This is a genomic window from Pseudoalteromonas sp. 13-15, from assembly GCF_001468205.2.
Taxonomy (GTDB): Bacteria; Pseudomonadota; Gammaproteobacteria; order Enterobacterales; family Alteromonadaceae; genus Pseudoalteromonas; species Pseudoalteromonas marina.
In genome coordinates this window covers 2,619,608-2,633,385 of record NZ_CP019162.1, presented here as the reverse complement: position 1 = coordinate 2,633,385, position 13,778 = coordinate 2,619,608, and the positions used below count along the sequence as shown (strand labels likewise).

16 protein-coding genes are annotated in these 13,778 nt (G+C 40.7%); 8 read left to right on the top strand and 8 right to left on the bottom strand.

Annotated elements, in window-relative coordinates; genetic code table 11:
* Positions 1 to 116 precede the first annotated feature (116 nt).
* Complete coding sequence (gene lexA / locus ATS72_RS12215) at positions 117 to 734, bottom strand: transcriptional repressor LexA (protein ID WP_006793773.1); 618 nt, start codon at positions 732 to 734, stop codon at positions 117 to 119.
* A gap of 176 nt (positions 735 to 910) precedes the next feature.
* Here lexA and ATS72_RS12210 point away from each other — a divergent pair, with 176 nt between their 5' ends.
* Positions 911 to 1,354: a PaaI family thioesterase gene (locus tag ATS72_RS12210; RefSeq protein ID WP_039038356.1), complete on the top strand. Its 444-nt coding sequence runs from the start codon at positions 911 to 913 to the stop codon at positions 1,352 to 1,354.
* Between the two features lies 1 nt (position 1,355).
* On the opposite strand, the gene ATS72_RS12205 is transcribed toward ATS72_RS12210, so the two are convergent.
* Positions 1,356 to 1,736, bottom strand: a complete 381-nt coding sequence (locus ATS72_RS12205; protein WP_006793771.1) for a hypothetical protein — start codon at positions 1,734 to 1,736, stop codon at positions 1,356 to 1,358.
* Positions 1,737 to 1,982: 246 nt separating this feature from the next.
* Here ATS72_RS12205 and ATS72_RS12200 point away from each other — a divergent pair, with 246 nt between their 5' ends.
* The 4 genes from ATS72_RS12200 to ATS72_RS12185 all read left to right on the top strand — a co-directional run bounded on the left by ATS72_RS12200 (position 1,983) and on the right by ATS72_RS12185 (position 5,531).
* Positions 1,983 to 2,681 carry a hypothetical protein gene (locus ATS72_RS12200; RefSeq protein WP_058430111.1) on the top strand — a complete coding sequence of 233 codons (699 nt, stop codon included), beginning with the start codon at positions 1,983 to 1,985 and terminating at the stop codon, positions 2,679 to 2,681.
* Between the two features lie 62 nt (positions 2,682 to 2,743).
* A complete protein-coding gene (locus tag ATS72_RS12195; protein WP_058430150.1) occupies positions 2,744 to 3,397 on the top strand; it encodes an endonuclease in 654 nt (217 codons plus the stop codon).
* A gap of 146 nt (positions 3,398 to 3,543) precedes the next feature.
* Positions 3,544 to 5,160: a S41 family peptidase gene (locus ATS72_RS12190; RefSeq protein ID WP_058430110.1), complete on the top strand. Its 1,617-nt coding sequence runs from the start codon at positions 3,544 to 3,546 to the stop codon at positions 5,158 to 5,160.
* A complete protein-coding gene (locus ATS72_RS12185) occupies positions 5,160 to 5,531 on the top strand; it encodes a hypothetical protein (protein WP_006793767.1) in 372 nt (123 codons plus the stop codon). Before ATS72_RS12190 ends, ATS72_RS12185 begins: the two co-directional genes overlap by 1 nt.
* A 108-nt stretch (positions 5,532 to 5,639) precedes the next feature.
* Here the strand turns inward: ATS72_RS12185 and ATS72_RS12180 are convergent, their stop codons facing one another.
* Entirely contained in the window at positions 5,640 to 6,533 is an 894-nt protein-coding gene (locus ATS72_RS12180) for a LysR family transcriptional regulator (RefSeq protein WP_058430109.1), read from the bottom strand.
* A 119-nt stretch (positions 6,534 to 6,652) separates the two neighbouring features.
* On the opposite strand from ATS72_RS12180, the gene ATS72_RS12175 reads away from it, so the two are divergent.
* A complete protein-coding gene (locus ATS72_RS12175) occupies positions 6,653 to 7,219 on the top strand; it encodes an NADPH-dependent FMN reductase (protein ID WP_058430108.1) in 567 nt (188 codons plus the stop codon).
* 11 nt (positions 7,220 to 7,230) lie between these two features.
* Here the strand turns inward: ATS72_RS12175 and ATS72_RS12170 are convergent, their stop codons facing one another.
* Positions 7,231 to 7,677: a tellurite resistance TerB family protein gene (locus ATS72_RS12170; RefSeq protein ID WP_008129052.1), complete on the bottom strand. Its 447-nt coding sequence runs from the start codon at positions 7,675 to 7,677 to the stop codon at positions 7,231 to 7,233.
* 97 nt (positions 7,678 to 7,774) lie between these two features.
* Between ATS72_RS12170 and ATS72_RS12165 the strand changes: the two genes are divergently transcribed.
* Positions 7,775 to 8,137 carry a hypothetical protein gene (locus ATS72_RS12165; RefSeq protein ID WP_058430107.1) on the top strand — a complete coding sequence of 121 codons (363 nt, stop codon included), beginning with the start codon at positions 7,775 to 7,777 and terminating at the stop codon, positions 8,135 to 8,137.
* A gap of 5 nt (positions 8,138 to 8,142) precedes the next feature.
* Here ATS72_RS12165 and ATS72_RS12160 read toward each other — a convergent pair whose 3' ends face one another.
* The gene (locus tag ATS72_RS12160; protein WP_058430106.1) at positions 8,143 to 8,736 is read right to left on the bottom strand and encodes a hypothetical protein; all 594 of its coding nucleotides are present in this window, start codon (positions 8,734 to 8,736) and stop codon (positions 8,143 to 8,145) included.
* A 43-nt stretch (positions 8,737 to 8,779) separates the two neighbouring features.
* Positions 8,780 to 9,766, bottom strand: coding sequence for a hypothetical protein (locus tag ATS72_RS12155; RefSeq protein ID WP_058430105.1), 987 nt, complete (start codon positions 9,764 to 9,766; stop codon positions 8,780 to 8,782).
* A 416-nt stretch (positions 9,767 to 10,182) separates the two neighbouring features.
* On the opposite strand from ATS72_RS12155, the gene ATS72_RS12150 reads away from it, so the two are divergent.
* A complete protein-coding gene (locus ATS72_RS12150; protein ID WP_058430104.1) occupies positions 10,183 to 11,691 on the top strand; it encodes a DUF3360 family protein in 1,509 nt (502 codons plus the stop codon).
* A gap of 73 nt (positions 11,692 to 11,764) precedes the next feature.
* Here ATS72_RS12150 and leuD read toward each other — a convergent pair whose 3' ends face one another.
* Complete coding sequence (gene leuD, locus ATS72_RS12145) at positions 11,765 to 12,364, bottom strand: 3-isopropylmalate dehydratase small subunit (RefSeq protein WP_004589386.1); 600 nt, start codon at positions 12,362 to 12,364, stop codon at positions 11,765 to 11,767.
* Complete coding sequence (gene leuC / locus ATS72_RS12140; protein WP_058430103.1) at positions 12,364 to 13,764, bottom strand: 3-isopropylmalate dehydratase large subunit; 1,401 nt, start codon at positions 13,762 to 13,764, stop codon at positions 12,364 to 12,366. Before leuC ends, leuD begins: the two co-directional genes overlap by 1 nt.
* Positions 13,765 to 13,778 lie beyond the last annotated feature (14 nt).

The window sequence follows — 13,778 nt, the reverse complement described above, 5'->3', positions numbered from 1 at the left end:
ATCGAGAGGTGGTAAGGGCTAAGGATGAAATGAAAGAGTGTGAATAAAAAACAAACAAAATTTTAAAAATAAAAAAAGCGCACCAAAAAAGTGCGCTTTTTATAAAATAAGAAAAACTACATCCAGTCCGCGTTACGAATTACACCCACTGCTAAGCCTTCAATGTTGAACGACTCAGTTTCAAGATCGACCTTAATTGGTGCAAACTCGTCATTTTCGGCATGAAGCAATACCTGACGACCCGCTTTTTCGATGCGTTTTACGGTTACATCGTCATCAACACGGGCAACCACAACTTGACCATTTTCAGCCACTTGTGTTTTATGCACAGCAAGTAAATCGCCATCCATAATGCCTATATCTTTCATACTCATACCGTTTACGCGCAGTAAAAAGTCGGCAGCTGGTTTAAACATTAATGGGTCAATTTTACAGTGGCTTTCAACATGTTCTTGCGCCAAAATAGGGGAACCTGCCGCAACTCGGCCAATAAGCGGTAAACCTAATTGTTCTGGCTCCTCTTCTTCAACAAGTTGAATTCCACGGCTTGCGCCAGGTTTCATTTTAATCACCCCTTTTTTGGCAAGGGCTTTTAAATGTTCCTCAGCGGCATTTGCACTTTTAAACCCTAACGTTTGTGCTATTTCGGCACGTGTAGGCGGCATACCAGTGTCTTTAATAAACACTTTAATTAATTCGAGTATTTGAGCTTGGCGTTTAGTTAATGGGCGCATACAACTGGTTTTCCATACAGTACATTTAACTGTGAGTATATACAGTTAAATAAAAATCGCAAATTTAAATTATTCGTTCAAATAGCCAAATTACTTCCTTACGTGTACATTTTAGGGGCTTTCTAAAATAGCCTATAAAAATAGTAACTTGCTACATTAAATTTAAAGGAATCTATATGAGTATTTGGCATCAACCCATTACATTAGCATTGTGTAAACAATTGGACGAAGGCATTAATGGCCAAGGGACGCTAATGAAAACCATGGGAATCGAAATAACAGAGATAGGCGACGATTATCTAGTAGCAACCATGCCTGCAATCCCTGCACACCATAACCCTATTGGCATGGTTCATGGCGGCGCAAACGTTGTACTCGCCGAAACCGTAGCGAGCTATGCTGCTAATTTTGTAGTTGATTTCACAAAGTTTTACTGTGTTGGGCAAGAAATAAGTGCAAGCCATTTAAAGGCTTCTCGCAATGGTACATTAACGGCAACAGCACGCGCATTTCATATTGGAAAACGAAGCTCTGTTTGGGAAATAAAAATTACAAACAGCCGCAACGAGCTATGCTGCGTATCAAAAATGACCGCAGCCGTTGTTGAGCGAAAGACGTAAGTTATTTTTCGAGAGGGTAAATTGTTATTTCCATACCCGCGCCAATAGCAGATATACGCAGTAGTGTATCTGCATGTAAAGCTTGATTAAAACATTTTGGCGACGTGCCTGACTCAAACCCTATATCAAACGTTCTACGTGAGCAGCTTAACCATTGCTTTAATGCATTGCGTGAACATGACTCAATAAGCTCACATATATGGTTTATTGCTTTGTCTGGTGATTTTACATCGCCAGCTACCTCAATACGTGCTAATTGACGGTATTCGTCTTTGTCATAATGTAAAATCGTTGCGACTTTTTTTAGGTCGGCCACCAGCACACTAATATCTTGTTTTGACTCAAGCTCTAGATCTACATTTAAAAATTGAATTTCCGACATTGTCTCGTATTTATCCTCTAATGGTTACCATGCAAACTTTAACGCAGTTTTACCTTTATACCAAATCAACACCCTATAAATAGACGTTTTATATAGTAATACTCTTATTTTAGAGTGCTATTGCTGCTTACAATTGGCGCTATTGTGCTGAAACGCTATTTTAATGCACTAGTGCGACATTTTGTCGCACTCACCTTGCTCAACCATCGCGTAAAATGTCTCGTAAAAATAATAAGATAAACACACATGAAAAAAGTTTTTAAACCAGCACGTAAACTTCATAAATGGTTGGGCTATTTATTAGGAATACAAATACTAGCTTGGTTGCTTGGCGGTTTGGTTATGAGCGCTATCCCGCTTGAAAAAGTACATGGTAAACACCTAGCAACACGCACCCTAGTTAACCCCTTTAAAAGCAGCGATTACGTGGCATCAATTGATAATATTGTTTCGCAAGTCACTAATCCGACTAAAATAACCTTTGCGCATTTTTTATCTACCCCACTTATAACTGTAACCAGTGAAGGCAACCCTCAAAGTTTTAATGGCATTACTGGGCAACCATTTAAAGCCCCCAACAAACAGCAAATAATTGCTAATGCACACGCGCATTTACTTATTGATGCTCAACCAGTAAGTACCACTTTATTAGGTTTAGGACCAAGAGAAAGCGGTTATAAAAAAGATGTATGGAAAGTACAATTTAACGATACATTGAGCACCACACTCTATTTGTCATCAGATACAGGCAAAGTGATTACTGTGCGCAGCACACTGTGGCGAATTTTCGACTTTTTTTGGATGCTGCATATTATGGATTACGATGAACGTGAAAACTTTAACAATCCTCTATTAATTAGCTTTGCTGCAACCAGTGTGCTTTTTTGTTTAACTGGCTTTTTACTGCTATTGCAAAACATAAGGATTAAACGCAGATTTAAATAAGTTTATGTTTGCCTGTTGAGCCAGTAAACTAGGGGCTCCTGTAGTTCACGTATGTGATGGATATGACCCGATTGATTTTGGCCTTACTGGCTTGCTGTGTCTGTTTTTCGGTATCAAGTAAAGACTTTACTCGCTTCTCTACTGCTAAAAAGCACTTAATAAAAACGCTACCGCACAATGCAAAAAGCCTGTATTGCGGTTGTGATATTAAAAAACAAGGTAAAAAACTAGTGCCAGATCCAACGGGTTGTGGCTATGTACCTCGTAATACATTTACCCGCTCAGGCAAAGTAAACAAGCGCGCTTTACGTATTGAATGGGAGCATATTGTATCGGCATGGGAGTTTGGGCATCAACTACAATGTTGGCAAAATGGTGGGCGGAAAAACTGTCGTAAAGTCAGCGAAAAATTTCGAAAAATGGAAGCTGATATAAATAACTTAGCCCCCGCAATTGGCGAAATAAATGCTGACCGCTCTAATTATCGTTTTGGCATGCTAGGTGGAGCCGCGACTCAATACGGCCAATGCGATGTAAAAGTAAACTTTAAGCAACGTGTTGTTGAGCCACCATTTTATGCCCGTAAACAAATTGCCGACGCCTATGCTTACATGCAAAAAACCTATGGTTTAAAAATTTCAAAACAACAACAAAAACTTTTTAATGCGTGGCAAAAGCAAGACCTAGCACTAAAAAGCACTATACAAAAAATGTAATGATATTCCCGCTAATAAGCGAACTTAAAATACTGCTTTACCAATAAAAAATGACACAATTATTTACATAAAGAAAAAGCAAAACGTTGAATAAATAATCAGGTGTTGTAGTATTTTAAACAACTTATTTACAGGAAGTACCGAATATGTTTAAAAACAACACTCTATCGCTTGCAATTATTAGCGCGCTCTCAGTTTTTGCTTTAACAGGTTGTGGTGGAGGCGGAGGTAGCAACACTACACCAGCGCCTGTCACGCCACCTACAAGTAGCACACCGACATGGACTGCCGGTGTATTTGAACCTTCAGACGAACTTAAAAACTTTTGTGAAACACCACGTACAGGTAACGACCCGTTTAATAATAATGAGCCTTACCCTGACCAAGCTGGTTCAGCCTTATACGAAAAACTATGGCTTCGCTCATGGAGCGACGAAACATACCTGTGGTATGACGAAATAGCCGATAACGACCCTGAATCGTTCGATACCGTCGCTGACTATTTTGCTCAACTAAAAACCGAAGAGCTAACCGATTCAGGCGCTAAAAAAGATAACTTTCATTTTTCAGAACCCTCTGAAGATTACTTCCAAGAAGCACAATCGGGCGTTACCTCTGGTTATGGTATTAACTGGGCATTTATTGGTGATTCAGCCGATAGAATTTTACGTGTTGCTTACCTTGAAGATGACTCACCAGCTAGCCAAATTGGCTTTCAACGAGGCGATACCGTACTTGAAGTTGATGGCGTAAGCATTAATACCAATACCCAAGCAGGGATTGATACTTTAAACGAAGGCTTATTTAGCCCAACCAACGGTGATTCACATACAATTGTTGTTCGCAGTAACGACGGCACGGAAAAAACATTTAACGTCACAGCGGGTAACATTGAGCAAACGCCTGTTCAAAATGTAAAAACGATTGTAACAAGCAATAACACGCGCGTTGGTTATATGCAGTTTAATAGTCATATAGGTATTGCCCAAGAGGGCCTAATTGATGCAGTAAATAAATTTAGAACCGATAACGTAGACGAACTCGTTATTGATTTTAGATACAACGGCGGTGGTTTATTAGCGCTGTCTGCGCAGCTAGCGTATATGGTGGCAGGAAGTGCCAATGTACAAAACCGCTTTTACTATCAAACACAACAAAATGATAAACAGCCTGTCGATTCTCCATTTCCGTTTATTGACGAAGAAATAGATTACTCAACGTTTTTTAGTACTGGCGATAAATTACCTGATTTAAACTTATCTAAAGTGTATGTACTAAGTACATCAGGTACCTGTTCAGCCTCTGAAGCATTTATTAATGGCTTAAAGGGAATAGATGCAGAGGTGGTACTTATTGGCGACACAACCTGTGGTAAACCATACGGATTTACGCCTACACACAACTGTGGAACAACCTACTACACCATTCAATTTAGTGGTGTTAACAGTAAAGGCTTTGGCGAATATGCCGCAGGCTTTACCCCAACACCAACACCACAATTTAATGCCGATGTACAAGGGTGTGTTGTTAGTGATGACTTTGATAATCAACTTGGTGATAGCAACGAAAGGTTACTATCTACAGCACTTTTTCATATAGATAATAACGGCGCATGCCCAATCACAACAACGGTCGCTAATAGTAAAATAGATGTACCAAGCTTTGCTGCAACGGGCGAAAAACTGCAGCCTTTAAACGCACCAAACGAGCTTGCTCGCGGTAACATGGACCTAACATGGCCTACGTTGTCTAAGGAGCAATAATGGTAAAGTTACTGGCGGTACTCACTGTATTAATAAGTATAGGAGGGTGTAATAGTATGAGTAATGCCGTTGCAAAGCCTGCGCTATTAACAGAGGTTAACCCGGGCGTTATAACTGTGCTGCAACAGGCAATAATAAAAGCTAAAGGCGGTACGCTTGTTACACTGGCCGACACCGTTTTTACCAAACGCAGTGAGCTTTTACTAAGCCATGGTACAAGTAAAGATCCCAATGGTATGCCCATTATGGGCGCGCATAATATCAAGTCAGAAAAGTTTGTTTTGCAAATTATTGGCGAGCAATGCGTGCTGTATTACCCTAAAAAAGATCTCACTATTGAGCTTAAAAACGTAAGTTGTAAAGCACAGTAATTTAAAAACTAAAAAGGCGTACAACTTGTTGTTGTACGCCTTTTCATTGTAAAACTGTTTAAATGCTAATTGCCAAAAAATAACTCGATCGGGAGCCCTTCAATTTTTTTACTTAGCAAGTTTATTAAAATGCGCCTTTAATAAGCCTGCAAAAGCTTGTACTTTCGCGGTGCGATGCACTAAATGGTGGGTCACTAACCACACATCTGTGGGCCAATTTAATTCACTATGTAGCACAGGGACCAAATCGCTATATTGCGCTGCTACATCATGTTGTAAACCACCAATGCCTAAGCCTTTAATAATCGCGCGCGTGGCCTCGGCAGTTTCTGATACACGTAATTTGATTTGCGATGCAGGAATGTTTTCGTCTGCCCAAGCAAAATAAGGTACGCGTGCATTATATCCCGCCACTCCTGATACAAAATTATGCTGCAATAAATCACCTAATGATTTAGGCATGCCATGCCTTGTAATGTAGCGTTTGTTAGCATATAAACCCGATGTAAGCTTTGCTAAGTGCTGAGCAATGTAGTCACCTTCATCAGGTTTAGGGCCTGCACGAAGCGCAATATGTGCTTGCCCGTGATCGAGCCGCAAGCGTTTTTGCTCCAAAATAACTTCAAGCTGCACTTGTGGGTGTAATGCCTGAAATTGCTCACATACATCACCCATAACATCAATAAACCCACTCACCGTAGTAAGTAATAAACTTCCGCGTAAAGTACTATCGGCAGCGGCAATATCGTTATGTAGCTGTTCGAGCGAGGTATCTATAGTTTGCGCTGTCGCAAATAATTTAGCGCCAATTTCAGTTACCTTGTAACCACGAGCATGGCGATGAAACAAGCGGGTATCTAGGTTTTTTTCAAGGCTGTTAATTCGTCTTAACACAGTGCTGTGGTGCACATTAAGTGCCTCTGCTGCAGCTGTAAGTGTGCCAAGCCGCGCCACTTCAAAGGCCACTTTTACGTCTTGCCAGTCATCAAATTTAATTGCCATGCGCTCTGCCTATAACTTGTGTGCATATATGCACATAAGTGTTGCGTTTATTTGGGTTTTCTACAAGTAAAAGTTTGCTACATTAGGTATGTAACTTAAAACATAAAAAGGCCAAACTCATGTCAGCACCAAAAATTATCGCGCTTGCGGGCAGCTTACGTAAAGAAAGCTTTAATCAAAAACTTATTAATGAAGCAGCACGTTTTGCTCTGCAAACAGGTGCTGAAGTAGAAGTTATTCAGTTAAACGAGTTAGATATTCCACTATTTAACGAAGATATTGAAGCACAAGGCACACCCGCTGATGCACAACGTTTAAAAGACAAACTTCGCTCTGCAGATGGTATTTTACTGGCAAGCCCAGAGTATAACGGCTCGATCACTGCGCCATTGAAAAACGCTATAGATTGGGCGTCACGCACTGAGCAAGGTGCAGTACCGGCGTTTCGTAATAAAGTTGTGGCCTTATTTGCTACTTCACCGGGTGGATTAGGAGGTTTACGCGGTTTAAACCACGTACGTGATATTTTAAGCGGCATTGGTTCGTTAGTGCTTGCCGACCAACTTGCTGTACCGTCTGCGTTTTCTGTTTTTGATGACAATGGCCAAATTAGCGACCCAGAAATAGCTGATAAAGTATCTTCGCTTGCTTATCAATTAGTCAGTGTTGCAAGCAAATTAAAGTAACCTTATACGCTTTACTTTTGCTTTGTCGCCGCTATTTTTGCGGCGATAAAATCAACATGCGTTACATATAATAGACCCGCTATTTTACGTATTACGTACTCTTCTTGTGGGTCTATTTCACCGTCTGCGTAGGCTAAACGCCACAGCAATTCTATTATCTCTATTCGCTCTGCCGCACTGCAATGCTCATTAATCTGCTTTGAAAACTGAAAGTAATCAATTGCACCATCTAAACTACTTGCTGCATTGGTAGTGAGTTCTTCAACTTCAGAATCAGTTAAATTAAAGTACTTTTTTAAGGTTACAGTCAGGGTGTGTTGTTCATCATGGTCAAGCTTGGTATCTGCACGCATTACTTCAATTAACAACGCTGCTACCGCTGTTTTTAAATCGTGTGGCTCTATACTTGGCGCTGGATCATCGAATGCTGTAAAAAGCTGTTTTATTTGTTTGAACATCACATTATCTCTTTTGGGTGTTAGACTTAACGTACATAAACCGAACTTGTATGAGTATTTAATGGGTATTAAGTTCGCAAATTAAAGGATACATTTTATGAAAGGGTTATATTCACCGCGCTTTATCATTAGTTGCGTACTGGTGGGCCTTTCGAATACAGGCACTGTACTGGCCGACACCGTCGAAAAAGAAAAATCATACGACTTTGATAACAAAGTTCATTATTATCAAACCAAAATTGACAACAGCAATTATAAAATAGAAATACAATCAGACGATTACAAACACTTTGCTAATCAAAGTATGTTTTTACTGCGCCATGCAGACAGGTTATGCCGTGGTAACACCTTTATGTTAAAAGTGCTTGAAGGCGTGCAAGAGTACGAACGTTTTCCTACTAAACCACGCGCTTATCAACCACCTTTAACGGTTTTATTGCAATGCGAAAAGCCTGAATAATACGCTTACTCTTCGTATCCCCATGGTGCAGCGGGTGGCGTAATAGGTTTAGTTAAATCAAAGTCCACCTTAAACTCGCGCCCTTGGCGAATTAACCGATACGTAAATACCTCAGGATAAATATACATTTGCCATGTATTACCTGCCGACTGTTCAATGCCTTGTGCTACAAATAATTCTTTAGAGTATTGATCGGCCGGGAAAGACTGCATTTGTGCAAAACCCGCATCAAGTGTATGACCGCCATACATAGTAGAAGCGTCGTCAGTGCCATCTTTATGGCGATGATCATGCTTTAAGCTCAAACCACTGCCCGTTTTAGTAATGATCCACGTACGCGATGCATCATCACCCACATGAAATGGCACTTGTAGCTCGCTATCAGTACATTTACGTACATGCATAACTAATTTTTTATTATCAAATGAGCTTGGGCCTTTTGCGTTATCTACACTTACTTTGCCCTCAAACGCCTTACCACAATGCGCAGCTATATTATTAAAAAATGCATCGTGTGTCGGTATAGATACCAAAGGCGCAGGGCGCGCAATAGCGGCTGATGAAGCAAGTAATAACGTTGCTACCGTTAATAATTTCATAAAGTACTCTTATAATAGTTTTTTAATACCATAGCGGTTTAAGTTAATAATAGGAAATAGCTGCGACAAGTGGCTTTTCTGCTCTGTTTTTCATTAATGTTAAAAGTGAATAATGGAAGTCTTGAAAAATTACCTCACCCCATATTCGCGAATAAACACCAAAATTTGTATTATCTTGCACGGTCGTTTTTAAAGTTAAAATGGTATTGCCGCTTTTATCTTCACTTAACTCATATCCACCGTAAAGAGGTGAAAAGTATTCGCCGCCTAGTTTTACATGTTTATCGAGTGCATCATCGGGAATAGCATCAGGGTCTATCTCAAATCTATAAAGCATCTGTTTATTTGGCTGCCAATCCGTAATAACTTCTTTAAATATAACCCCTTTTTGCCATTTACTGGTTCTAATTGCACCAACACCCGTAGCATTCATATTTGCCTCTAAGGGTTTAGGTACACCTATTAATTGGGTAAGCGAGAATGGCAATTCTTGTTGCTCTATAGTGCTTACATTAGCAAGCTGCTGCCATACACGATTTATAGGCGCTTCAATAATTATAGAGTTGGTGACTTCGTACGTTTTTGATAAGTGTAAATAATTTACCTCAATAGGTGAGAGCAACACAGGAAGCAAAGCGATTGAAAGTAAAGGCCGGTTAGCGTTTTTTGTTTGACGGTTTTTAATAAAGCCTGCCAATAAACCACCCATACTTGCAAAGAGCATAAAGGCAGGCAAAGCCATTGCCACACAAATACTGCCTTCAAGCAGTGTAATAACGCTTACAAGTAAAAAAACAAAAATTGGCTGCCAAGCAATTGTCACCATTTGCCTTTTTGTTAATATTTTTGAGCTTTTAAATTCAAAGTGAATACGAATATAGCCAATTGCAACGGGCACTAAAAACATAAAGGAAATAGACACAAGGCTACTTAAATTATAAGTATCAAGCAGCTCTACAAACAGCCGCATAAATATGCCGTAAAGCGTACCGAGTAAAATACCAATTGATTTAGGGGAGTTGAATTGCATCTCTATTCTTTATTGTTGTTATTAACAATCAGAAAGTAACAGATGTATTATTCCACCACAAATAAAACAAAATTAACGGCTCCCGCAAACAAATAGCTTGAAATAAAACAACTTTAACAACCACTAAGACTAAAGGATAATAACCTGCCGTTAACACGATACTATTTCTGCAAATAGCTCTGAGCATCTTTAATGACACATTCAAGAGCATGATCTATATAAACTTTTAATCATTTTCTGTAATTTATGACTTTTAGTGTAAAGCTGTTTTTTAAATTAACTGTATTAAAAACAACCATACACGACCTTTTGCCTATACATTCCTGAGTAAAAGCTGATCTACCCTGCCCCTTCACTATTCATTTGCTTTAACAAAAGCCGTATTAGTAAATAAGCAACGAGTAACAGGAGGGACTATGTCAGTAACCCCAAAGGGTCACAACTCAGATCACAAAAGTACATTGCACGACAATACCAACAGCTATCAAAACAACCATAAACCCAGTTCAGAGTTTAATACCCGCGACGAATACCTAGAGCACGAACTGCAAATTATGCAGCCTAAGCGCTGGCGGCCTAATTTACCTTTTAGAGACTACCGCTTTGAATTTGAAGACACGATTCCAGCCATGGCGGGCACTATTGGTAAAGTGGTTATGGTGGGTGCTATTGCCGCTACATTTGCAGCGCCACTAGGTTTAAGCGATGCGTTTGTGTTAGAGAACGTACGCTATGAATTACTGATTGTTTCTATTTTTATTATTTTGTTTTCGGGCTTTATTTTACCTACCGCTAACTTAGCGGGTACTCATGGCCCACTTATTCCACTTATTCCTATTGTGGTTGCCGCTGGCGGCCATCCTATGGCGTTTGGCTTACTGATTGGTGCCTTTGGCTTTATTTTAGCCATAACCAAAGGAGGGAGCTTGCTGGCACGCTTAACAAGTAAAGGCGTGTGCGGGGGCTTACTTATATATTTAGGCTTTATTGGCACAATTTCACAGGTTAAAAAACTGTTTGCATGGGCTGAGGCCATTGATATGGCGCATATTGCGTTTATTGTTATTTTGGCGACCATTTTATTGTATGCGTTACTTGAGCACTTTAAAAAGCGCTGGTTAGCTGTGCCGCTTAGCTGCCTTATTGGCGGTGTGGTTGCATTTGCACTCGGTGCGCCGTTTGAATTTAATACCGCGCCGGGCTTACCAAATATGAACCCAGCTTATTGGTGGGGCGAAAACACAGGTTGGATGCTGGGCTTACCTACGCTTGAAAGCTTTGTGGTTGTACTGCCTTTTGCGGTATTAGCTGTGGCTATGTGGTCACCGGATTTTTTAGGGCATCAAGTATTTCAAAAAATTAGTTACCCGCAACGCACTGAAAAAGTACAAATGAACATAGACGACACCATGCTAAGCGCATCGGTTAGACAAACCTTTGGCTCGCTAGCCGGTGGTGCTAACTTTACCTCATCGTGGGGAACTTACATTGTCCCTGCCGCTATTGCTAAACGCCCTATTCCGGCAGGCGCCATTTTAACAGCCGTATTTTGTATTGTTGCGGGTTTATGGGGCTACCCAATGGATTTAGCCATTTGGCAACCCGTGCTTTGCGTTGCGCTTATTGTAGGTGTGTTTATTCCGCTGCTAGAGGCGGGTATGGAAATGACACGCGAAGGTAAAACAACGCAATCGGCCGCTATTGTTGTGTTTGCCTCTAGCTTGGTTAACCCTGCTTTTGGTTGGTCTCTAACTATGCTGCTTGATAATTTAGGCTTAATTGGCTGTAAAGAGCGCAGTGCTAATTTAACTAAAATGAGCCGCTGGGTTATTCCGCTAATTATGTTTGTGGTTTTAACCACAGTAATGGCTATTGTTGGTATGCTGCCAGGCATACCCGCGCTAATGGCAGATTTTAGACATTAAGAATTAGACATAAAAAAGCGCGGCTTATATACTCAGCCGCGCTTTGTTTTCATATGTAATTAATTGCTTTTTGTTACTGCCAAGGGCGCTCAGCAGCAAGTTGTTTTTCAAACGCATCAATTTGTGGATTTAGCGTTTCGGTCACACCAATAAAGTCTAAGCCACTTAATAAACGCTCTTTTACGTCTTTACGAATATCAAAACTAATTGGCGCAAACTTATCGCTTGTTAATGTTTGGTTTTCAAGATCGATTTGAATGTTTATATCGTCGTGCTGCTCACTAAGTACAAACAATTGCTCAAGCGTGTCGGCTGGTAGCGCAATGGCTAGCATTTGGTTGTTGCCACAGTTATTAAAGAAAATATCTGCAAAGCTTTCCGCTAAAATTACTTCAAAACCATATTGCTTAAGCGCCCACGGTGCATGCTCGCGTGATGAGCCACAACCAAAGTTATCGCGCGTTAATAATATTTGTGCGCCTTGGTAGCATGGGCGATTTAAAATAAAATCAGGATTTGGTTCACCGTTTTCTAGGTAACGCCAATCGTAAAACAGTGCTGCATCAAAACCATCACGGCTAGTTGATGTTAAAAACTGCTTAGGAATGATCTGGTCTGTATCTACATTGTTTTTATCAAGTGGGGCCATTAAGCCACTAAAAAATACGCTCATTAGGCTTCTCCTCTTATATCAACAAAGTGACCATGTATTGCAGCGGCTGCCGCCATTGCAGGGCTTACTAAATGTGTACGTCCGCCACGACCTTGGCGACCTTCAAAGTTACGGTTAGACGTAGATGCACAGCGTTTGCCCGCCTCTAAGCGGTCGTCGTTCATTGCTAAACACATTGAACAGCCCGGCTCGCGCCACTCAAAACCTGCCGCTTTAAAAATATCGGCTAAGCCTTCGTCTTCGGCTTGCTTTTTAACAAGACCAGAGCCCGGTACAATTAATGCCTCTATGCCAGCTACTACTTGCTTGCCTTCAACAATTTTTGCCGCGGCACGTAAATCTTCAATACGGCTATTTGTACATGAGCCAATAAAGACTGTATCTACTTTCGCGCTTGATAATTTATCGCCCGCTTTTAAATCCATGTATCTAAGTGCGCTGCGAATAGCGTCGGCTTTAATTAAATCTGGCTCTTGGTCTGGGTCTGGTATGCATTCGTCAACACCAATTACTTGCTCTGGGCTTGTACCCCAGGTAATTTGTGGCTGAATGTCGTCAGCTTCAAGCTCAACAACTAAATCAAAGTGTGCACCTTCATCTGTTTTTAATGTTTCCCAATATTCAACTGCTGCGTCAAAGTCAGCGCCTTTTGGTGCAAACGGACGACCTTTTAAGTAATCATACGTAATTTGGTCAGATGCTATTAAACCCGCTTTAGCACCCATTTCTATGCTCATGTTACATAGCGTCATACGGGCTTCCATTGAAAGTGCTTCAATGCCTTCACCGCAAAATTCAGCAACATAACCTGTGCCACCAGCGGTACCTAACTTGCCTATAACCGCCATAATTAAATCTTTAGAAGTTACCGTTGGGCGAAGCACACCGTTAATTTGAATTTTTAACGATTTTGCCTTTTTTTGCTGTAGCGTTTGCGTTGCTAATACATGCTCAACCTCAGAGGTACCAATACCATGTGCTAATGCGCCAAACGCACCATGCGTAGAAGTATGGCTATCACCACATACAATGGTAGTGCCAGGCAGCGTAATACCTTGCTCTGGGCCCATTACATGCACAATACCTTGGTTAATTGAGTTTAAATCGTAAAGTACAATGCCAAACTCTTTACAGTTCGCATCTAGCGCCATTAACTGGTTTTTAGAGACTTCGCTTGCGGCATCAAGTGATCGGCTTTTAGTCGATACATTATGATCCATCGTTGCAAAGGTTTTTTCTGGGCAACGTACCGTACGGTTTTTTTCACGTAGGCCAGCAAAAGCCTGTGGTGATGTCACCTCGTGAACTAAATGACGGTCAATATAAAGTAAATCAGTTTGCTCGTTTATGCTGGCAACGGTATGTGCTTGCCAAATTTTGTCGTATAACGTTTGGGCCACTTGCTAATTCCCTA